This is a genomic window from Dysgonomonas sp. 521 (genome assembly GCF_010501055.1).
In the GTDB taxonomy this organism is placed as follows: domain Bacteria; phylum Bacteroidota; class Bacteroidia; order Bacteroidales; family Dysgonomonadaceae; genus Dysgonomonas.
This window is the reverse complement of record NZ_QVMO01000020.1, coordinates 27,718-49,729: the sequence shown is the minus strand read 5'-3', so window position 1 is coordinate 49,729 and position 22,012 is coordinate 27,718. Positions and strand designations below refer to the sequence as shown.

General features: G+C 40.7%; 21 protein-coding genes and 1 pseudogene. 10 read left to right on the top strand and 12 right to left on the bottom strand.

Going from position 1 to position 22,012, the window contains the following annotated elements:
• From D0T84_RS08075 to D0T84_RS08035, 9 genes and pseudogenes are all read right to left on the bottom strand, one after another.
• Window positions 1-191, bottom strand: a pseudogene (locus tag D0T84_RS08075) (glutamine amidotransferase); the annotation flags it as partial.
• Between the two features lie 11 nt (window positions 192-202).
• Window positions 203-898 (bottom strand): 4Fe-4S dicluster domain-containing protein, encoded by a 696-nt coding sequence (locus D0T84_RS08070; protein WP_163307372.1) that lies wholly within the window; start codon window positions 896-898, stop codon window positions 203-205.
• Between the two features lie 32 nt (window positions 899-930).
• The gene (locus D0T84_RS08065; RefSeq protein WP_163307371.1) at window positions 931-1,791 is read right to left on the bottom strand and encodes a GyrI-like domain-containing protein; all 861 of its coding nucleotides are present in this window, start codon (window positions 1,789-1,791) and stop codon (window positions 931-933) included.
• Window positions 1,792-1,805: 14 nt separating this feature from the next.
• The gene (locus D0T84_RS08060; protein ID WP_163307370.1) at window positions 1,806-2,279 is read right to left on the bottom strand and encodes a hypothetical protein; all 474 of its coding nucleotides are present in this window, start codon (window positions 2,277-2,279) and stop codon (window positions 1,806-1,808) included.
• Between the two features lie 58 nt (window positions 2,280-2,337).
• Window positions 2,338-2,874: a dihydrofolate reductase family protein gene (locus tag D0T84_RS08055; RefSeq protein WP_163307369.1), complete on the bottom strand. Its 537-nt coding sequence runs from the start codon at window positions 2,872-2,874 to the stop codon at window positions 2,338-2,340.
• Window positions 2,875-3,166: 292 nt separating this feature from the next.
• The gene (locus D0T84_RS08050; RefSeq protein ID WP_163307368.1) at window positions 3,167-4,012 is read right to left on the bottom strand and encodes an RteC domain-containing protein; all 846 of its coding nucleotides are present in this window, start codon (window positions 4,010-4,012) and stop codon (window positions 3,167-3,169) included.
• 19 nt (window positions 4,013-4,031) lie between these two features.
• Entirely contained in the window at window positions 4,032-5,057 is a 1,026-nt protein-coding gene (locus D0T84_RS08045; RefSeq protein WP_163307367.1) for a C45 family autoproteolytic acyltransferase/hydolase, read from the bottom strand.
• 3 nt (window positions 5,058-5,060) lie between these two features.
• Entirely contained in the window at window positions 5,061-5,420 is a 360-nt protein-coding gene (locus D0T84_RS08040) for a helix-turn-helix transcriptional regulator (protein WP_163307366.1), read from the bottom strand.
• 119 nt (window positions 5,421-5,539) lie between these two features.
• Entirely contained in the window at window positions 5,540-5,977 is a 438-nt protein-coding gene (locus D0T84_RS08035) for a YjdF family protein (RefSeq protein WP_163307365.1), read from the bottom strand.
• A 112-nt stretch (window positions 5,978-6,089) separates the two neighbouring features.
• On the opposite strand from D0T84_RS08035, the gene D0T84_RS08030 reads away from it, so the two are divergent.
• The gene (locus tag D0T84_RS08030; RefSeq protein WP_163307364.1) at window positions 6,090-7,082 is read left to right on the top strand and encodes an AraC family transcriptional regulator; all 993 of its coding nucleotides are present in this window, start codon (window positions 6,090-6,092) and stop codon (window positions 7,080-7,082) included.
• Between the two features lie 51 nt (window positions 7,083-7,133).
• On the opposite strand, the gene D0T84_RS08025 is transcribed toward D0T84_RS08030, so the two are convergent.
• Window positions 7,134-7,448: a hypothetical protein gene (locus D0T84_RS08025; RefSeq protein ID WP_163307363.1), complete on the bottom strand. Its 315-nt coding sequence runs from the start codon at window positions 7,446-7,448 to the stop codon at window positions 7,134-7,136.
• Between the two features lie 5 nt (window positions 7,449-7,453).
• Between D0T84_RS08025 and D0T84_RS08020 the strand changes: the two genes are divergently transcribed.
• The 9 genes from D0T84_RS08020 (at window position 7,454) to D0T84_RS07980 (ending at window position 20,019) form a co-directional block, all read left to right on the top strand.
• On the top strand, window positions 7,454-8,764 hold the full coding sequence (locus tag D0T84_RS08020) for an ATP-binding protein (protein WP_163307362.1): 1,311 nt from the start codon (window positions 7,454-7,456) through the stop codon (window positions 8,762-8,764).
• Between the two features lie 646 nt (window positions 8,765-9,410).
• Window positions 9,411-10,463 carry a ribosome small subunit-dependent GTPase A gene (gene rsgA, locus D0T84_RS08015; RefSeq protein WP_163307361.1) on the top strand — a complete coding sequence of 351 codons (1,053 nt, stop codon included), beginning with the start codon at window positions 9,411-9,413 and terminating at the stop codon, window positions 10,461-10,463.
• Window positions 10,464-10,989: 526 nt separating this feature from the next.
• A complete protein-coding gene (gene ispE / locus D0T84_RS08010; RefSeq protein ID WP_163307360.1) occupies window positions 10,990-11,811 on the top strand; it encodes a 4-(cytidine 5'-diphospho)-2-C-methyl-D-erythritol kinase in 822 nt (273 codons plus the stop codon).
• A 173-nt stretch (window positions 11,812-11,984) separates the two neighbouring features.
• Entirely contained in the window at window positions 11,985-12,962 is a 978-nt protein-coding gene (locus D0T84_RS08005) for a lytic transglycosylase domain-containing protein (RefSeq protein ID WP_163307359.1), read from the top strand.
• Window positions 12,963-13,087: 125 nt separating this feature from the next.
• Window positions 13,088-15,925: an excinuclease ABC subunit UvrA gene (gene uvrA / locus D0T84_RS08000; protein WP_163307358.1), complete on the top strand. Its 2,838-nt coding sequence runs from the start codon at window positions 13,088-13,090 to the stop codon at window positions 15,923-15,925.
• Window positions 15,926-16,295: 370 nt separating this feature from the next.
• Window positions 16,296-17,081, top strand: a complete 786-nt coding sequence (locus tag D0T84_RS07995; protein ID WP_163307357.1) for a glycosyltransferase — start codon at window positions 16,296-16,298, stop codon at window positions 17,079-17,081.
• An 82-nt stretch (window positions 17,082-17,163) separates the two neighbouring features.
• Window positions 17,164-18,249, top strand: coding sequence for a peptide chain release factor 1 (gene prfA, locus D0T84_RS07990; RefSeq protein ID WP_163307356.1), 1,086 nt, complete (start codon window positions 17,164-17,166; stop codon window positions 18,247-18,249).
• Window positions 18,250-18,347: 98 nt separating this feature from the next.
• Window positions 18,348-19,172 (top strand): orotidine-5'-phosphate decarboxylase, encoded by an 825-nt coding sequence (gene pyrF / locus D0T84_RS07985; protein WP_163307355.1) that lies wholly within the window; start codon window positions 18,348-18,350, stop codon window positions 19,170-19,172.
• A 508-nt stretch (window positions 19,173-19,680) separates the two neighbouring features.
• A complete protein-coding gene (locus D0T84_RS07980; protein WP_163307354.1) occupies window positions 19,681-20,019 on the top strand; it encodes a YegP family protein in 339 nt (112 codons plus the stop codon).
• Between the two features lie 76 nt (window positions 20,020-20,095).
• Here the strand turns inward: D0T84_RS07980 and D0T84_RS07975 are convergent, their stop codons facing one another.
• Window positions 20,096-21,520: an ammonium transporter gene (locus D0T84_RS07975; protein ID WP_163307353.1), complete on the bottom strand. Its 1,425-nt coding sequence runs from the start codon at window positions 21,518-21,520 to the stop codon at window positions 20,096-20,098.
• Window positions 21,521-21,560: 40 nt separating this feature from the next.
• Window positions 21,561-21,929, bottom strand: coding sequence for a P-II family nitrogen regulator (locus D0T84_RS07970; protein ID WP_163307352.1), 369 nt, complete (start codon window positions 21,927-21,929; stop codon window positions 21,561-21,563).
• Window positions 21,930-22,012 lie beyond the last annotated feature (83 nt).

The following is a 22,012-nucleotide window of genomic DNA, read 5'->3' as shown; positions in this document are numbered from 1 at the left end:
AGGTCGTAGTCGGGTAATACTTTGAAGCCGCCTATCGACAGGATAGGGTCTTTGGTTACAGACATGGTTTTCACTGTGTATTTGATTGGGCCTCCCGGTTTTACTCCTATATTCAAACAGGTGGAAATATAAGCTCCTTCCCAATCGGCAAACTCGTTTAAGAGTACGAAAATTACTTCTTTTTTGTTCATGTTGTTTCTACTTATAATTCTTTTTTCATATATCGTTGTGTCCACGGGCAATGCACCATACACTTCAAACAAGTAGTGCATTTATCGACATCAATCATTTCTTCGCGTTGTATATCTGATTGCCAAGAAGCACCCTGCAAGGCATGGGGTTCACAAACATCCAAGCAAGTTTGGCAGTTGCCACATTGGACAACGGGCGGGTTTTTCAAGACTACATTCAAAGGTGCATCAGTTAATACTCCACCCCATGTTTGACAACAACCATATTCTTTATTTACCAACAAGTTGTTCTTACCAATCCAACCCAATCCGGCATGAGTAGCCAATGTCTTTAATGGAAGCATTGTTTTACCAAACATCCCATCAAAATTACTTGTTGCTATTTGGTTGGCATCCGAAAGTGAATAGGCTTTGTAACCGTTCTTTTCAATTAACTCTGCAAGCAGGTCGGATATGCGGTACATGCCCATTTCATAAACATAATGCTCGTCGTCATCGAAATAGTTGCGGGCAACCATATCAGACACATAATTAGGATTGTCACTGACTCTTTTCAGGTATTCGGGAGAGCATTTAACGCCAAATAGTATAGCAGACGAAAATCCCCGATTTCGCTTTTCTGCCAAACCGGAGATATCAACAAAGTGGATAAATTCTATTCCCTGTTGTTTTAACTCATTCGCGACTGTTTCGTTTAACGGATTCATTTATTTGTTAATCGAATTGCAAAGATACTATCTTATTCCACAGGAATATAGATTTCAGTTTTTAACTTTTCGGGTTTTGTTCTGTCAGGGTGATTCAGATACTTTTCGAAGCAATGGCAATCCCGAAGTTTCAAGTTGTTTTCGGGAAGCAGGCGAGCATATATCGTATCGTAAACGGCATCCAAATTGCTGTATGAACCCTGATAATGAAACACAGCAAACTTTCCCGCTTTGATTTCTTTTACTCCAATATCGCCCTGTGCCTTTACGTCTTTTTTAACGACAAGGCAAATATCGGTGCGGAGTTTATTACCCTCTGTTACTTTTGGGTCATCGTGATAAATGGCGATATGCTCCATTCCGAAAGTAAAGAGTTTATGTTCTTTGACGAATTGCCACAAACGTTGCCATGAACCGGAAAAGTCGAGGCTTCCATATTCACCTGTGAGTTTAATGTAAATGGCTTGCTTGGCTTCAATCTCCAATACTTTGGGTGCTTTTATCTTTAATTGCATATCTTTCTTTTCTGCTTTCATAATGGTAAAATCTTTGTTGGTGCGGTATTCTGACGGCGAAATACCATATTGTTGTTTGAATGCTTTTGATAAAGACGCAGGAACATCGTAGCCGACACGGTAGGCGATTTCAGCAACAGACATATCGGTATATCGAATCAAACGGGCAGCAGTTTCTAGCCGAACCCTGACGATATAAGTTCCGATAGGTTCTCCCATAAACGCACGGGTAATGCGGTGGAAGTGATAGGGAGAAAAATGACTTATTTCAGCCAGTTTTGTCAAATCAACGGCTTGATCCAAGTGATTGTTGATATACTCCACAATGATATTGATTTGTTTCTGGTATTCCTCTATGGTTGATATTCGTTGTTGCATCTTATTTACTGAAATTAGATTCCTAAAACTCTCATTACTTCCTCCGCATATTCACGGCAGTAAGCCTGGGTGAATGCTATAAAAGGTATTCCTATTAATACGCTTGTCAATAATCCGTTTCCTAAAGCCTTGTAATCTTTTTCTTTTAATGTAATCCATAAACCCAATACGATATTGAGCGTCATAATGATATGGGAGAATTGGGTCAAAAGATCAATTCCGCTTTTCCACGGAAAGACAAACAAGCCCATTGTTCCGAAAAACATCATCGGCACAAGGGCGATTGTAAGCCACATTTTGTTCTTTGTTCTGAAATAGAAGATTAACCCCAGCAGGAAAGCAATACTCGACGGAGCACATGCGTTGAAAACAAGCCATTGAACAACGCTCACTTTGGCAATGCCCAGAAAATACCATGTACTGTTGGCAACGGTTAATAGAAGGATAACCGCCAGGATAATGCTTGTAACTCGTTCTGTTTTTGTCATACTCATTTCTTTTATTTGTTTTTGCAAAAGTATGGTATAAACAGATTTAGGACTTTTCCTATCTTGCTAACTTTTTAATATAGGTCGTTTTCAAAACTCCATTTTTATAGCTTGTACTATCCTGCAATTTCCATTTTGATTCTTTAGGTTGTTCGGGAAATAAAGAAACTCCTTTGCCTAGAATAACGGGGATATAAGCTATCTGCATTTCGTCAACCAAATCGGCAGCAAGCAACATTGAAACCAATTCACCACCGCCAAATAGCCAAATGTTCTTTCCCGACTCATTACGTAGGTCATCAATATGTTCAATTACATTTTCCGTAATGAATTTAATATTTTCTTTTTCTCCCCAATCATGATGAGAAACCACATAAACTGTTTTGTCCGCATACGCACCCATTGCATCCATATTTGATAATTCACGCCAAGAGCGGCCACCCATGATAATCGTATCAATCGAATCCATAAATTCTTTGTAGCCATAATTCATTTCTTCGGTAATAGGAAATTCGGAAAGCCATTCGATACCACCGTCCGGTTCTGCAATGCGCCCATCAAGTGATGCAGCGATGTAAAGGATAATTTTTTTCATGTTTCTTCGAATTTAATTGTTCATACCATCACTCGCTGTACTTCAAAAAAGAAGCGTGGAACTCACACCATTCCGCTACGAGGTACTGGCATACCCGACAAACGAAACAGATAGAGTCCACGCCATACTTTCGTATAGCATGAACATTCCAACTGTTGCCTCGTTTGTCTTGAAAAGTGCCAGTTTTCGTAGCGAGACGTTCAGCGAACGTTATGTTATATCTCTATGAAGTATCTGATATACTTCTTATTCTCTTTATTTTACGCATACAAAGATACTATATTTAATTGGTTTATTTGCTGTCCGCATCGTCCATTCTTCGGGTTAACGCCTTAATCAAACGATTAAGGAATTCTGTTCGATTGGTTTTGCGACCTCTGATTTTTAAAAATATATGGTAAATATCGCTCAAATCGACCTTAAAAATTCTTCCGAAAATGGTCGCCAATGCTTTTATTTCTATCATTCCTGCATTGATGCTTTTTTCTTCGTGAATGCTATATATGAGTTCTCCAAGTGCCGTTTTCTTGTCCGTCCATTGAGCAGAAGGTAATTCTTCATCTACTTGATAGCCGTTTTCTTCCTGATACTTTAATTTCGACAACTCGCAATTCAGATAAGCCGCCAACATATCGTTGGCAAGCAGTTTAGCAACCTTGAAATCAAAATTAGTCGAAAACTTAGGATCACGCTCGAAATAAAAACTTTCCAGATTCAAATCCATTTCATGACGTCCTCTTAAAAAATAATACTCGTCAAAACAACTTTGACCGGAGCGATAGTATTGAATAAATTCAGCGTTCTTATTACAAAAGCCATTTATTTGTTCGTGCTCTTTCTCAAGATACGCCTTTATAGTTATGAAATTTGGGATAGGACGTTTAATTTCCAGATAATAAATCTTACGGAAATAAATTAATTTACTAAACAGTGTGGGCTTAGTATATTTAAAGAAAGTGATTTCTTCTTCCGGGGTAGGGAATTCATATCTCAAAACGAGAGCTTTTAATTCTTCAAAAGCATTCTCCATCATCAATATCATGGACGGAGCGTTTTGGACTATATCATACAATTCCAATTCTCCTACTTGAATTGAAGCATTCAATTCACTGACTATTTTTTCTATCTTATCTTTCATAAGAGAATTTTGTAAGATGTTATATTCGCAGCATGCTCTCGTTATAATCCATAAATTCGGGACTTCCTTCAGCCAAATACATCTTGGAATCTTTTATATCGAATATCGTTGACCAAATTGTTTCAAACTTGACTTTGCGGTATTGACACATAAAACCATATTTCCCGCTTAAAAGATTCTTGGCATACGAAATGGCATTATCATAATCGGCTTTTTCGAGGGCTTTGTAAGCTGTTTCATACCTCACTTTTGAGGAATATAAATTTTGCTTGCTTCTGTCATACTTCTGCATCTTTGGGGAAGTAAAATGATTTACTGTTACGATAAATCTTTCTCCTTTGGCATTCGTTTCGGGCTGGCGTAAGTTTATCTCAAATGAAGTGCATTCGGCAACAATCATTTCTTTTGACTTATCCGTTAAAATAATGTTACAACCTGAGGCTATCGGCAATTTTCTCAACGCTTCTATACTTTCTTGTACTGTCGAACAATTTTCCAATAGATAACGTACCAGAAATACGGAGTTGAAACCGGCTTTCACCTTCTCTTTATACGGAACAACAAACGTCATGGCTACGACAAGTCCGTGTTCGTTGATGCCTTCCTCTCCATTTGTGAAAGAAGACGTATTCAGCAAAAAGCTATTTTTTCCGATAGGTCGATAGTAGATACTTTTGCTGACCTCTTTCAGGTATGGCGGAAGGTCATTATCTCGTCCGTAATATATCTTGTCATTATCGGTAAAACAAAATGCCGTGCAGCCTCTAACTTCTACATTATGATTTTCTCTCATTATCAGGCAACATCCCATAGTCATTAGCCATGCACCGAAAAGTTCATAATCGTAATTTATGGTTTCTGTTATGCCTTTTATTTCGTCAACAGCTTCGGGAAAGAACTTTTCGAGAAGTTGCAAGCTTTCAACACCCCGTTCTTTCTGCCATTTGTTTAGCTTGATTGGAAAAGTTGTTTCCTGTTCTTGAAAGAAATTGCCTAACTCCTGACCAATTTCGTAATGTGTTCCTTCTAAATCTAAATGTACCATAACTTATATTGTTTTAACTGCTTTCCTAAACTCATGTGGCGATATACCATAATATTTTCTAAACGTTCTTACAAATAATGATTGTGTAGAAAAGCCGCATTCATAAGCGATTTCATGCAGGAATAAGTATTGCCCCGATTGAATCAATCGTGCCGCTTTCTCTACACGGCAACGCCTGATAAAATTATGCGGAGTTTCACCTTTCAGCTTTGTGAAAATCCTATGAAAATGAAAACAAGACAGGGAGGCTTTATCCGCAAGCTGCTCTAAATCTAAAGTCTCATGCAGATTATTCAGAATATAGTCCGTAATTTTTCCGACTATTTCTTTGTGTACCTTACTACTTTTGTCTCTTTTTAGCATCAATTTTCACTATCTGTCTGCAAAAGTAAGTGTGAAAGCAATTTTAATTTTGCTATTTCTTGCTTTTAAATTTTCAAAAGCATTCTCCATCATCAATATCTTTACAGGTGCATTTTAGACTATCTCCCTCTGAGTTTCTGTTTTTTCTTTTGTTGTTTGAGTTCGAACTTTCGTTCCTTTTCCTCTTCTTTTTGAAGTCTGGAAACGGTTTTCTTCTCTGTTTTTTTCTCTTCTTGTAACTTCTTAAGTTCTACATGTGCTTTACTATATGCATATCTGAAATCATCCTGTTGTATTGCTTTCCGGGCTTCTTTCTGCGCTTTTTTGAAATTGACTTTAGGTTTTATCGCCTTTTCATCTTCCACCGGTATAGAATAACGAAGACGGTTATAGTCCAACCTATCGAAGAAAAGAATAATATCAGCAGCCGTAGGTTCAGAGGTTCCTAATACCTCTTTTGCGACAGAATACATTCCGTTTTCTATACGTTCAAAGAGAACGATCCAAAAAGGAGCGTCGAACAAAATAGTTGTAGTATGCTCATATTTATAGTTCATAAACTTCCTTGAGGTATATACTTTTTCACAATACAAAAGTATCGCAGAATCATATTTGCAGAATTGAATATAAAGTCATAATTTTGTCCGATTACGACAAATTCTAAGTTTTATGTATATAATTGCTGGACTTTTCAATATTATTCAGACCCAACATCGGGATTCAGGAGTAGATGTGGATGCCATATTAGCGGAGTTTGGGACGGACACATCTGTTCTGATTAATCCTGTTACAAAGCTTGAGGCAGGGATACTTGGCCGGTATTTTGAAAAGCTAGTCGAATTGAAGAAAGATTCCCGGATTGGCTTAAAATCGGGGTTTCTTATCCCTTTTAATCTCATAGCAGCCTTCTTTAATCTTTATCACAATAGTAAAACAGTGGGTGATCTGTTTATGGAAATGGAAAATCATACTTCAACAGCCAATACGATTTCTCGCTATTCTGTAAGGACAGATGAAATGTTTGCTTACTATGAGATTTTGATTGATGATGATTTTGCTTGTAAATATCCGGTTGCAGCCCGACAATGGATGGAGATGCAATATGGAATGGCTCTTCAATATGCCTACAGCTATACCGGAAGATTTATTCAGCCAGTTGAAGTTCACTCCATCTATGAAAAAGAAGGGAGAACGGACAAGTTAGAGGAATATCTGAATTGTCCTATAAAGTTTAACCAAAAGACGCAAACATTAATATTCCGAAAATCAATTTTGGAATTACCTGTTACAACAACAAACAAAGAACATTTTTCGCTTTTTGAAAATACAATGAGCCATATTGGATATTACAGCCAAACCAACAGTCTTTCCAATGTGGTCAGACGCTATCTGATGCACAGTCTGTCTACTTCCGAATTAAGCTTAAAACCAGTTGCTACAAGGTTCAATATGAGTGAACGTAATATGCAAAGGAAGTTGAAAGCAGAGGGGACATCCTATCAAAAAATACTTGATGATCTTCGTATGGAATTAGCTCAAAAATATCTTAGACAACATATTCCACTAACGGAGGTAGCTTTTCTCTTGGGGTTTGAAACTCAAAGTGCATTCAATAAGTTTTTCTCTAAACATTTTCATACAACACCGGGACAATTCAAATAAGAGATTTATCTCCGAAAGAGTATATAAAGCCATTTATAACTATCTTATGCGCTATAATTTCCAACAAAATGCACCTAAAGAACTATGGGCAAAGCAGCAAATAAGCAGTTTTGATATTGATATATCTAATATCCCCAAAAAACGTTCCAAAAAATCAACATGTTTGCATCCCATTTCCACATGGACAAATGTGCTGCTTTTATGCGGATTTATCCATGTAGGACAAGCGACAGTACCTTTATTTGCCAATATTTTAATGGCAATTAAAATAATCGCCATTAAAATAACCTGATATACATAGTGGCGGATTGAAATATTCTTCTTATTTTTGTAACCACCATTAAGATAATGAGTATTAAATAACATGAGATATGAAGTTTTATAACAGAACAGCGGAGTTAGAGATATTAGCCCGTACATTGGAGCAATCGAAGAGGAGTTCCTGCTTTACGGTTATGGTTGGTCGTCGTCGTATTGGCAAGACCTCCCTTTTACTTGAATCTGTAAAGGGACAGAAGTATCTTTATCTGTTTGTCTCCCGTAAAAGCGAACCGCTTCTTTGCGAACAGTTTCAAAAAGATGCGGCAGATGCTTTGGGATTACAGATTTTTGGCACTATTACCCGATTCAAAGACCTTTTTGAACAGTTGTTGATTTTTGCCACAAAGGAACATTACACGCTTATCATTGATGAATTTCAAGAGTTTGATAATGTAAATTCGTCCATATTCAGCGATGTTCAGAATCTTTGGGATCAGTACAAGGATAAGACTAAGATCAACTTTATTGCTTCCGGTTCTATCTATTCAATGATGATGAAGATTTTTGAGAACAGGAAAGAACCGTTATTCGGGCGACTTACTTCAAAAATAACATTGCAACCTTTCGCCGTTAGTGTAATAAAAGAAATCATAAACGATTATAATCCGAAATATAAATCGGAAGATATTCTGTGTCTCTATATGCTGACGGGTGGAGTTCCCAAGTATATTGACCTATTGATGGAAGCCGGAGCTGTAACAAAGAATAAGATACTGGATATGGTTACACGTCCTGATTCTCCCTTTATAGGGGAAGGCAAAGAATTGCTTATCTCTGAGTTTGGAAAAGAGTATGGAACCTATTTCTCTATATTACAATTAATCGCTTCCGGGAAAACGACCCAAAGTGAAATAGATTCCATCATCGGAAAGAATACAGGAGCATATTTGGTCAACTTGGAGAAGGAATATTCCCTTATCACAAAGAACAAGCCTATGTTCTCGAAGCCAGAAAGCAGAAAAGCCCGTTGGAGTTTGAATGACAACTACCTTCGTTTTTGGTTTCGGTTCATTTATCCGAATCAGTCATTGATTGAAATGGGAAAATATGACTTGCTTCGTGAGTCTATTGATAAGAACTATGAGCAATATAGCGGTTTCACTTTGGAAAAATACTTTCGGGCTAAAATGGCGGAAGAGGAGAGGATAACCGCTATTGGTAGCTATTGGGACAGTAAAGGCGAAAATGAGATAGACCTGATAGCCTTGAATGATTTGGATAAAACGGCTATTGTTGCCGAGGTAAAGCGTAACCCCAAGAAAATTGACATAACTTTACTTCAGGCGAAAGCCGATTCAATCAAAAAAGAACTTGCAAAATATAAGATTGAATTAAGGGGCTTATCTATGAATGATATGTAAAGCCCAGTGCAAGGTGCAGCCTATATATAAATAGGCTGCACCTTGCACTGGAGAACGACTTGATATTCAATTAATTTTTGTAAGATTCAAAAAGTTCGTATATTTGAACCTGAAAGCTGATATGAAGCTTGTGGACAGGAAAAGACAGTCGAAAGTCAAGACTGGACAGAAATCAGTTACTAAATAGTTACTAAAGAAAAGGCGAAGTAGCCTTAACCTCGTATCATACAGGACAATCGGAATTTATCGTTCCGTTCCCTCTCTTTTTTGTATTCATTGAAAATCAGTTTATTTGTTAATAAGAATATGGATTTAACTATGCCGGATAAAGACACAGTAAATCAGGAATGACAACGTTGCCACTTCATAGGGTTCGTGAATTGACTTTTCTTCAAGTTTGAACTACAAAAGTAGTGCTTTTAAGGTAGATACAAAAAAATATCGTATCTTTGCCATCCTATGACAATTACAAAGAAGGATTTGGTTTAGTAAACAATCTGTGCGTTCTGTACAGATTGTCCATTCGTTTGCTCTCGAATATCTCTTTTCGGGAGTCGTTTTCCATTATTATAATCTCAGTTTTAATCTGCATACAATGTTGAATGCATTGCTGTATTTTCTGTGTATGCTACTATATATTAATATAATGAACGATTTACAATTATACGGTTGGAGCGACGAACTATTCCAACAAAAACAACATTCTAATTTCAAAGACCTTCCGCACGGACGAGTAACAGTTACCCATAAAACCTGTTACGAAGTAGTTGCCGAAGATGCCTTTTACACCTGTGAACTTGCCGGGAATATGCTCTATGGAAAGAGCTCATCCGAATATCCATGTACAGGTGACTGGATTATTTTTCAGCCTATTGATACAGACAAAGGTATTATCCTCGATCTTTTACCCCGGGAAAAGACGCTTTATCGGCTGAAAAGCGGAACCGTTTCAGAAAGGCAGGCCATCGCTTCGTTTATTGACAAAGCCTTCATTGTGCAAAGTCTGGACCAGCACTTTAATGTCCGCCGGGTTGAACGTTTCATCGTACAAACCGCAGACGAAGGTATTCAACCCGTATTGGTATTAACTAAAACGGATTTGGGCTTCAACCGGGAAGAAACAGAAAATGCCTTGAAACACATTTCCGGTAAGATACCCGTTTTCTATACCAGCGTGGAATCGAAAGAAAGTATCGCTCTACTTCGGGCGTTTATCTCTCCGGGAGAAACCATTGTCTTTACAGGCATGTCGGGTGTTGGTAAAAGTACTCTAATCAATGCTCTTTGCGGACAAGAAGTGTTGCAGACAGGTGCAATTAGTGATTCAACCGGAAAAGGTCGCCATACTTCAACCCGCCGGGAGATGGTCTTGATGGCAAATTCAGGTGTGCTGATCGACACTCCGGGTGTAAAGCTCTTTGGCGTTACAAATGATAATGCCGATAATCTGTCTGAAATCTTGAATATATCAGATTATGAGGGTGAATGCCGGTTTAGTGACTGTCAGCACATCAGCGAGAAAGGATGTGCCGTAATCGAAGCGGTAGAGAATGGTGAGATAGAGCGTGGTGTATATGAGAGTTACCTCAAACTCCGCCGGGAAGCCTGGCATTATACAGCTTCTGTATATGAGAAGCGGAAGCAAGAGAGGTCATTTACCAAGATGGTAAAGAACTCCTATAAGGACAAAAGAGAATAAATGTCCTTCTTTACAATTTCACTGTCTTTGCCAACTCGGAGGGGAATCGGGAAGGATTGAATGCTGAGAAGCAATTTCCGTTAGTGATTAAAAAGAGGCCTGTTTCGGACTATCATATCCGAAACAGGCTTCGTATCTTTGTGGAATGGCTAAAAACGCTATCGAACCTTGCTAGCAGGTTTAGCGGGCTAAACCAAGAGTAAAAAGGGAATTGAAAATCGGCGGAGCCAAAAAGACGCTAAAAAGAGCCTAAAAAAATTGCTAAGAACTATTGACCAGAACCTGTAATAAAAATTTTCGTATAAAATTTGAACAGTTTCTTAATGTCAATCAGTAGAGCCTGGTAAGTATAATCGAACGTTATCAAATACAATACAGAGACGGAGAGCTATTAATGGTGTTGAAATCATATCATAAATGAAGGGGGCTGGCAACAACTAAATACTATACCCAGCGATAAATTGGGCGTAAAAGTAGAAGTGTATAATGAAGATTAATTAATTTTGCAGGCTAAAGAATAAACATTATGATTACTTTCCCCAATGCCAAAGTGAATTTAGGGCTGAATGTCGTTTCTAAGCGTGAAGACGGATATCACAATCTTGAAACGATATTCTATCCTGTCGCCATCAAAGATGCGCTTGAAGTTATTATTAGAGAAGGGCATATTAAAGATACGTTCTTCGAGGCAGGCATTAAAACAGATGCCGACCCCGATAATAATTTAGTGATGAAAGCCCTGCGTCTTATGCGTTCCCAATATACCTTTCCTCCGGTAGAAGTTCACTTGCTGAAGAAAATCCCTTTTGGCGCGGGACTCGGCGGAGGCTCGGCAGACGCTTCTTTTATGCTCAGGCTGCTGAACAATACATTTAATCTGGGTGCACCGGATGAAGAACTGATAAGGTTAGCCGTGCGTCTTGGTGCCGATTGCCCGTTCTTTATTCATAACCATCCTGTATTTGCATCGGGGATAGGGGAGATATTTGAAGAGATAGAACTATCATTAAAAGACTATTATTTTGCTTTAGTCAAACCCGATATCCATGTGTCTACAAAGGATGCTTTTGCCCTTGTTGCACCGCAAGCCCCGAAGCAATCGCTTAAAGATATAATCAGGCTGCCTGTTTCGGCATGGAAGGAAGTGATGGTAAATGATTTCGAGGCAAGCGTATTTGCCAAACATCCCGGTATAGCCCTAATAAAAGACGCACTGTATGAGCAAGGTGCGCTATATGCGTCTATGACAGGATCAGGCTCATCCGTTTTTGGAATTTTTAAGGAAGAGCCGGATTTATCCGAATCGCTTTATCCGGGCTGTTTTGTATGGAAAGGTCAGGGTTTGTAGCCGGACAGCTTCTTTTATTTTCCGAAATAAAGCAGTACCTTTGATAGCTATAATCTATTAAAAAAACTCACAATTATAGTAAATGAAAACGAGCATGGGGGAACGATTCATTAAAGCACTAGAAGGTTTTGTCATGCAAGTACCCATACAATCTTTAAAAACAAACTAGCCGTATGAAAAAAATTATATTATATATCGTACCAATAGTAGCTGCCTGTATATTGGCGCTGGTCTTTCTTTCGAATAACAGCCGTGGCGAAACAGAATTAAAGGTGCCTTATGTACTGTCGATGACAAAATCGGTAGAAGTACCTGACAAGGTTACCTTTGCCGGAGAAGATATCCAGTTGGACAGATACGATATGCATGAACGGTACGACCGTGAAATAAACGGTTTCACTTACCTGCATTCCACTACATTGCTTCTCATAAAAAGGGCGAACCGGTATTTCCCCATAATAGAGCCTATATTGAAAGAGAACGGGATACCCGAAGATTTTAAATATCTGGCTGTGATAGAAAGCAGCTTGGATACCAGAGCCGTATCCTCTGCGGGCGCTGCCGGCCTGTGGCAGTTTATGCCGAAGACAGGGCCAAACTATGGATTGGAAGTATCGTCAGAGGTGGACGAGCGTTATTCGGTAGAAAAATCAACAGTTGCGGCATGTAAATATTTTAAGGAAGCCTATCGTAAATATGGAAGCTGGGCAAGTGTGGCTCTGTCGTACAACGCCGGGCAGGGACGCATCAGTGGGGAACTGGATAAGCAGCAGGCTGACGATAGTCTCGACTTGTGGCTGGTGTCTGAAACCACCCGTTATTATTTCCGTATGCTGGCTGTAAAGCAGATATTTGAAAATCCCGCAAAATTTGGGTTTATCTTTACCGATAAAGATTTATATAAGCCGATAGAATTTACAAAAGTAGAAGTGACCCAGTCTATTCCCGATTTGGCTTCTTTTGCCAAAGAAAGAGGCTTGACCTATGCGCAACTGAAAGACTTTAACAGCTGGCTGAGAGACCGTAAACTGACTATTTCGGCAAAAAGCCAGAGTTCATATACTATCCTTATTCCTACGCAGGAATCATTATATTACAAAAAAGGCGATAAAGTCAAGGTACATGACAGAGCCTGGATTAAAGACAATTAACACACTCCACCCCAACACTCCTCACTGGAGAGGGAGTATGGTGCGGATGAAGTTATTATATAATAAAAATAAAGACTCTCTTTGTTCTCCTCCCCTTTGGGGAGGCCGGGAGGGGTGAAAACTGAATGGAAACAATTATACCAGAAGGGAAAGAAGCCATCAACGTTTACGGCGCACGTGTTCATAATCTAAAAAATATTGATGTAGAGATTCCACGCGATTCGCTTGTTGTGATTACAGGGCTTAGCGGTAGCGGAAAATCATCATTAGCATTCGATACTATTTTTGCAGAAGGCCAGAGGCGTTATATAGAGACGTTTTCGGCATACGCACGTAATTTTCTGGGAGGGATGGAACGTCCCGATGTAGATAAAATTACAGGCCTTAGTCCTGTTATATCTATCGAACAGAAAACGACAAACCGTAATCCCCGTTCCACGGTAGGAACTACAACCGAAGTATATGACTTCCTCCGTTTGCTCTATGCGCGCGCAGGAGAAGCTTACTCTTACCTGACGGGCGAGAAGATGGTGAAATATACGGAAGAACAGATACTGGAACTTATACTGGATCGGTATACAGGAAAGAAAATATATCTGCTGGCACCTGTTGTCCGCAACCGTAAAGGGCACTATAAGGAGTTGTTTGAACAAATAAACAAAAAAGGCTATCTCACAGTACGTGTCGATGGGGTAATCCGGGAAATTATACCCGGCATGCGTCTCGACCGTTATAAGATGCACAGTGTTGAAATACTGATAGATAAACTTGTTGCATCCAATAAGTTCGCCGATAATCTCAAGAGCAGTTTACGCACTGCTATGAAGCAGGGCGACGGGCTGATTATGATACAGGATGTAGCCACCGGTGAGGTGCGCCATTTCAGCCGTCAGCTGATGTGTCCTACCACAGGGCTTTCCTATAGTGAGCCTGCGCCACATACCTTTTCTTTTAATTCGCCTCATGGAGCCTGTCCCCGTTGCAAAGGATTGGGGATCGTGAACAGGATAGACATGGATAAGATTGTGCCGAAGCCGCAACTTAGTATCTATGCCGGAGGTATCGCGCCTTTGGGGAAATATAAAAACTCATTGTTTTTCTGGCAGATAGAAGCTATCTGTGAAAAACATGGAGTTACCATCAAGACTCCCATCAAGGATATCCCCGAAGAGGCGATGGACGAAATTATGTTTGGTACAGAAGAACGTTTACAGATTAAGAACGAATCTTTAGGTAATTCGAACTATGTAGTAGCCTTTGAGGGTGTAGCCAAATATATCGATATGCAGCAGGATAGTGATTCGTCTGCTTCTGCACAGAAGTGGGCAGAACAGTTTATCAAGACGGATGTATGTCCTGACTGTAACGGGCTGCGCCTGAATAAGGAAGCTTTGCACTATAAAATAAACGGTAAGAATATAGCCGAACTTGCCGAAATGGATATCCAGCATTTGTACGAATGGATACAGGATATGGATGTGCATATATCAGAGAGGCAGAAACTGATTGCCGGAGAAATCAAGAAGGAAATAGCGTCCCGCCTTTCATTTTTGTTGGATGTGGGGCTCAACTACCTCTCACTAAACCGTCCTTCCGTTTCACTTTCGGGAGGGGAGAGCCAGCGTATTCGTCTGGCTACACAGATCGGTTCACAGTTGGTAAATGTGCTCTATATCCTGGACGAGCCTAGTATCGGGCTGCACCAGAGAGATAACAGCCGCCTGATAGACTCACTCAAAAAATTGCGTGATTCGGGCAATTCAGTTATTGTAGTAGAGCACGACAAAGATATAATGCTGGATGCCGATTATGTGGTCGATATGGGGCCCTATGCCGGACGGCGCGGTGGTAAGGTAGTCTTTGCCGGAACCCCGCAGGAAATGCTGAAAGCCAATACTATGACCGCCGACTATCTCAATGGCAGGCTCGAAATAGAGATTCCGAAGGAAAGGAGAAAAGGGAACGGAAAAAAAATCACGTTGAAAGGAGCTACCGGACATAACCTGAAAAATGTGGATATAACCTTTCCCCTCAATACATTTATTTGTGTTACAGGGGTTTCGGGTAGCGGAAAGTCCAGCCTTATCAATGGTACATTGCTGCCTATATTAAGCCAGCATTTATACAGGTCTTTGACCGACCCTTTACCATACAAGAAGCTCGACGGCATCGAGCTTGTAGATAAGGTAATCAGTGTAGACCAGTCGCCTATCGGGCGTACTCCGCGGTCTAATCCCGCTACATATACGGGAGTGTTTTCCGATATACGGAACCTGTTTGTAAACCTTCCTGAATCGAAAATAAGGGGATATAAGGCCGGTCGCTTCTCCTTTAATGTAAAAGGCGGGCGTTGCGAGGTGTGTGGCGGAAACGGGTACAAGACGATTGCGATGAACTTTCTGCCTGACGTATATGTACAGTGTGAAGAGTGTCATGGCAAACGATATAACAGGGAAACACTGGAGGTTCGTTTCAAAGGGAAATCCATCGCCGATGTATTGGATATGACCATCAATATGGCTGTGGAATTTTTCGAAAATGTACCGAATATATTGCATAAGATAAAAGTCTTGCAGGAAGTAGGGCTCGGCTATCTGAAACTTGGGCAGCCTTCGACCACATTGTCGGGCGGGGAGTCGCAGCGAGTAAAGCTTGCCGCTGAACTGGCGCGTGTAGATACCGGAAATACAATTTATATTCTGGACGAACCCACCACGGGTTTACACTTCGAAGATATCCGTGTTTTATTGGGCGTTTTGAATAAACTGGTTGATCGTGGGAACACAATTATCGTTATTGAGCACAATCAGGATATAATTAAAAGCGCCGACTATATTATCGATATGGGACCGGACGGAGGGAGAGCCGGAGGAACAGTCGTCGCATTTGGGAAGCCTGAAGATGTGGTAAAAAAAGATAACAGCTTCACAGCCGAATATTTAAGGAGAGAGATAAAGAAATGAATCGTCAAAAAAAATAATTTTTTTTAAAAAATAGATAGTATCTATTGTTAATGTGTAAATTTTACTATCTTTGCTATTGTAAAGACTGAGATACAAATTTTGAAGGAAACAGAAGGTTTTAATAATGTTCAATAAGATGAATTGTCTTTCTATTTCCCTCAAAATATAAGATATAATGAAACACAGAGTTGGTTCCTGTATTATTTTTGAACCAAATAACAGGCTGCAATCAGCTCTATTGTGTAGTTTTGTAAAGTTTGTGTTAAGGTTGGGAAGTCTGCGAAGGTGATTTCGCGGACTTTCTTTTTGCAAATTTTTCTATCTCGGATATACTCTATATCTTTGTTTCCAAACTTATACCTTAAAAAAAATGATATCCGTAATACTTTCTTTGTACAAGCAACTTGACAACATATATCTATTACTTCTGGCTTTATCTAAACAGACATATACCGATTTTGAAGTCATAATAGCCGAAGACGATGATGCTCCCGAAACATTGGTATTCCTCGAATCGGCGCGTAAGCAGTTCAATTTTGATATCAGGCATGTGAGTCAGGAAGATATGGGATTCCGTAAAATGCAGATAATGAATAAGGCAATGGTTGCGGCCAAAGGCGAATACCTTGTCTTTCTGGATGGAGATTGCATTCCTCATCACCGCCTGTTGGAGGCATACGGCAAGCGTTTGGCTCCCGATACGGTTTGCCTGGGGAGAAGGTGTTATCTGGATGAAAAGATTACAAAGGAGATACTCGACACAAAAGATTTGGGAAAACTTAATTTTGCGAATCTTATATTACACGCCAGTCATCTCGACAGAGCCTTTTATATGCCGTGGATGGGTATAGGCAAGCCCAAAAGGAAGGTTATAGGCTGTAACTGGGCTGCTCCACGTAAGGCAATACTCGATGTAAACGGTTATGATGAGGATTATACCATCCCGAGATGCGGAGAAGATCTGGATCTGGACTGGAGGTTGCGTAAACTTCCCAACATAAAAATACTGAACATCAAGCATGAAGTTATTACGTATCATCTTTATCACAAGGTAAATTATTCGGAGCAACAAATAGAAGCCAGCAGAAAGATGCGGATTGAAAAAATAGAGAGAGGGCTTTTCTTTTGCAAAAATGGCATAAAGAAAATAGACTGAATTTTTCTATCCGCTGATAAATAATCTAGCCCCTTTTTCCGTACCTTTGTGCCCGTATTAATTTTTAGAGGATAAATAAAATATGGCTCAATCGTCATTATTAGATAAGCTTGACGCTTTGTATATACGTTTCGAGGAAATAGGCAAACTGATAACAGACCCTGCCGTGATAGCCGATATGAAGCGTTATGTAAAGCTGAATAAGGAATACCGTGATCTGGAAAAAATAAGTATAGCCCGCAAGGAATATCAGCAATTGCTGACAACCGTGGATGAGGCAAAAGAGATACTTGAGAATGAGAACGATGCCGAACTACGAGAGATTGCAAAAGAAGAACTGGATGCTTCCAATGAACGTTTGCCTATACTCGAAGAGGAAATAAAATTCCTGCTGGTTCCTGCCGATCCTGAGGATAGTAAAAACGCCATTATGGAAATCCGTGGAGGTACAGGTGGAGACGAAGCGGCTATCTTTGCCGGAGACCTCTACCGTATGTACACGAAGTATTGCGAATGGAAAGGCTGGAAAACTGAAGTAACAAGCGTAACGGAAGGTACTTCGGGCGGCTTCAAGGAAATAATATTCACAGTTACCGGAGACGGTGTATATGGTATATTGAAGTATGAGTCGGGTGTGCACCGTGTTCAGCGGGTGCCTGCTACCGAAACTCAGGGACGTGTACATACTTCTGCGGCAACAGTAGCCGTACTGCCTGAGGCCGAAGAGGTGGACGTGGAAATTAATCCGGCTGATATAGAGATGCAGACCGCACGATCCAGCGGGGCGGGAGGTCAGAATGTAAATAAGGTTGAAACGAAGGTTCAGCTAACACATAAGCCATCGGGTATAGTTGTTGTCTGCCAGCAGTCGAGATCCCAGTTGGCAAACAGGGAGCTGGCTATGCAGATGCTGAGGTCTAAGTTGTATGACATCGAACTGTCAAAGCACATGGAAGCGATAGCCTCGAAGCGTAAGACAATGGTTTCGACAGGAGACCGCTCTGCAAAGATCAGGACATACAATTATCCGCAGGGCAGGGTAACCGACCATCGTATCAATTTGACCTTATATAATCTGCCCGCTGTGATGGATGGCGAAATACAGCCGGTTATCGACCAGTTGATTATTGCCGAGAATACGGAGCGGCTAAAAGAAAGTGAAATGTAAGTCGTGGTTGATGAATTATGAGTTATAAATTATGAATTATCAGTTATGGGTTATCAGTTGTTAACTGCTAACTACTAACTGTTAACTGTTTTCCCAATATGACAAGGCAAGAATTATTTGAAAATATAAAAAAGAAAAAATCATTTCTCTGTGTAGGTTTAGACACAGATATAAATAAAATTCCATCGGTTTTACTCGAAGAAGAAGACCCTATCTATGCTTTCAATACGGCAATAGTAGATGCTACGGCAAAATACTGTGTTGCTTATAAGCCTAATGCCGCCTTCTACGAAAGCCAGGGAGTAAAAGGTGTCTTAGCATTGTATAAAACGATAGAATACATACGGTTAAGGTATCCAAACCAATTTATTATACTAGACGCCAAGCGCGGGGATATAGGCAATACTGCCGAAATGTATGCCATGTCGGCTTTCGAACACATGAAAGCAAGCGCTATTACAGTAGCTCCATATATGGGCGAAGACAGCGTGAAGCCATTCCTCAAATATCCTAACAAATGGATTATCCTGCTGGCTCTGACCTCAAACAAAGGTTCTGCCGATTTCCAATTAACCGAAGATAAGAACGGGGAAAGGCTGTTTGAAAAAGTATTGAAGAAGTCGCAAGAATGGGCTACCGATGAACAGATGATGTATGTGGTAGGCGCTACCCAAGGCGAAATGTTTGCGGATATACGTAAATATGCGCCGAACCATTTTCTGCTTGTTCCCGGAGTAGGGGCTCAGGGTGGGAGTTTAGCGGAGGTTGTAAAGTATGGGATGAATTCGCAGTGCGGATTATTGGTCAACTCTTCCCGTGCTATAATCTATGCGGATAGCACGAAAGATTTTGCGTTTGCCGCCGCAGCGGAAGCAAAGAAGCTGCAAGAGGAAATGGCCGGGTATCTGGAAGCCTTGCTTTAATATTACATGTAAAAAGATATATATAATGCGAATCAAGGGTTGCTTTGGGTTGCAGTATACTATTATAAATCAATCTTCTGTTTTGCAGTCAGGGTTCTAAGTCCACGAAGTGGGCTAATATGGATAACCACGGGTAAAGCCCGTGGCAAAAGCAGGTAGAAATAGACCGTCTCCGTAGGAGGCGAATGACATTTTTTTGCTATTTGCCTCCTACGGAGACATATTCTTCAGTCAGTTCCTGCCACGGGTTTTACCCGTGGTTATCCACCTTCAGTCCCTTCGGGACAATAAGTTACTGTGCTTTTTAACCCTTGATTCGCATATATAAGTCCTGTTGAACTAAACGTTTAACCGGGCTTTCTTGTTGGTGCTCGACAAGAGAGTATTCTGAGTATTTTGTGTAAAATAGATTTACAGGTGAAATATTTCACTTAAAAATGAGGTTAAATAAACTTTTTATTGTAAACTTGCGTTTAAACTAAATACGAACTTCTTAAACGAAACAAAAATGGGAAAATTTGAGATTACAAAGAGAAAAAATGGAGAATTCCAATTTAATCTTAAAGCGAGTAATGGACAAGTGGTTTTAGTCAGCGAAGGTTATACAAAAAAAGAAAATTGCAAAAACGGTATTGAATCAGTAAGGAAAAACAGCCAGGTTGATGCACGTTTCGATAGGCTGGAAGCTAAAAACGGGAAACCATATTTCAATCTGAAAGCTACCAACGGACAAATAATCGGAACCAGTGAAATGTATGAAAGCGTAGTTAGCCGTGACAACGGTATTGCTTCCGTTAAGAAAAATGCGCCTGACGCTGAAATTGTTGATTTGACGGTGGAGAAATAAATTAAAATTGAATCATAAAAAAAGAGGCTGTCCTACAGAGGGCAGCCTCTTTTTAGTGTTTTTCAGTATGGTCTTCTTACTCGTCTTCGCTGTAGGCTATTTCCCCGTGTTGAGAAATATCGAGCCCTACAGCCTCATCTTCTTTGTTTACTCTCAGACCAATTGTTTTGTTGACAATAAAGAATAGGATGAATGTTAAGACAGCACTGTATACGACCGAAGCCCCTGTAGCTGCGATCTGTATCCACAGCTGATCCCAGTCTCCATATAAGGCGCCCTGTACACCATCGGCTCCGGTAATAGCTTGTGTAGCGAATACCCCGGTAAGGATAGACCCTACGATACCTCCCACACCATGTACACCAAAGGCATCGAGAGAATCGTCATATTTCAGTTTAGGTTTTACGTAGGCAACCATAAAGAAGCATACTAACGCCGATATGCCTCCTATGGCGAATGCGCCCAGTACGTCGGCAGTCCCCGCGGCAGGCGTGATAGCTACCAGTCCCGCAACAGCACCGGTGCAGAAGCCTACTATTGTCGGTTTTTTATACATAATCCATTCTAATGCCATCCATGCCACGGCGGCAACACAGGTTGCAAGGTGTGTAACCAGAAAGGCATTCGCCGCCAGACCGTCTGCTGCCAGCCCGCTTCCCGCATTGAACCCGAACCAGCCCAGCCAAAGCAAAGCCGTACCAATGAACACGAACGGAATATTGTGAGGGGTAAACGGATGCCCGATAGTCCTGTAACCTTTGCGGCGGCCGAGCATAATGGCCATTACAAGGGCGGAAATACCCGCGTTGATATGTACTACAGTTCCTCCGGCAAAGTCAATGGCACCCATTTCCATCAGCCAGCCACCGCCCCATACCCAGTGAGCCATCGGGTTGTAAACGATAATTGACCACAGGACGATAAAAACCACATAACCCGAAAATTTGATTCTTTCAGCAAAGGCACCGATAATCAGAGCCGGAGTGATAACTGCAAACATACACTGGAATAAGGCGAATAATATTTCAGGAATACCTACTCCGTCCATATATGTGTCGAGTGTCAGGCTGTTTAGAAATACCTTGTCGAACCCGCCTATAATGGCTCCGAGCGAACTGCCAGAGTCCATGTAGCCGGTACCGAACACCCAACTGTACCCGAAGGCAATCCAGATAATACTGATAACACCTGTAATAAACAGGCACTGCATAATAATGCTCAATATGTTTTTCTGGCGGACAAGCCCTCCATAAAATAATGCTAATCCCGGAACGGTCATCATCATAACCAGAATGGTGGCTACTATCATCCATGCTGTATTTCCCGAATCGAGTGTCGTTGCTTCTTCTGCAACTGTTACGCTTGTTTCCACAGGGACAATCGCTGTCGTTTTAGGGGTGTCTGTTACGGTGACGAGTGAATCCTGTGCCTGTGCGACTGTGGGCAGTGCCAGAGCCATAAATAATATAATGGTAATATATCTGAATAGTCTTCGTTTCATACTTTTTTTTCTTTTTTCCTTTGTCTTAATAACCTGATCTTTACTTACTTTCTTCGTCATCTTCGTCCTTGTCATACAAGGCTTCGTCTCCGTGGTCGCCTGTGCGTATACGAATGGATTGCTCGATAGCCGACACGAATATCCTGCCGTCGCCGCTTTCGCCGGTAAACGCCGATTCTATGATCGCTTTTATAGACTTATCCACATTTATATTTCTCACAACGAAAGCTATGTAGATGCGTTCTATAGTGTTCACATCGTAAGCTATCCCCCTGAATATTAAACCTTGACGGGCACTGCCCTGACCGTTTACCTCCCACCATGACAGAAAGTCGATATCTGCTTCGTGCAAGGCACGGCGTACTTCATTGAATTTTGATTTGCGAACTATCGCTTCGATTTTTTTCATATAAGTTATAAATTAAGAGTTATAAAAGCCCCTCCCATCCTTCCCTTAGGGGAGGCTTTCCCCCTCCGGGGGGTAGGGGGCTG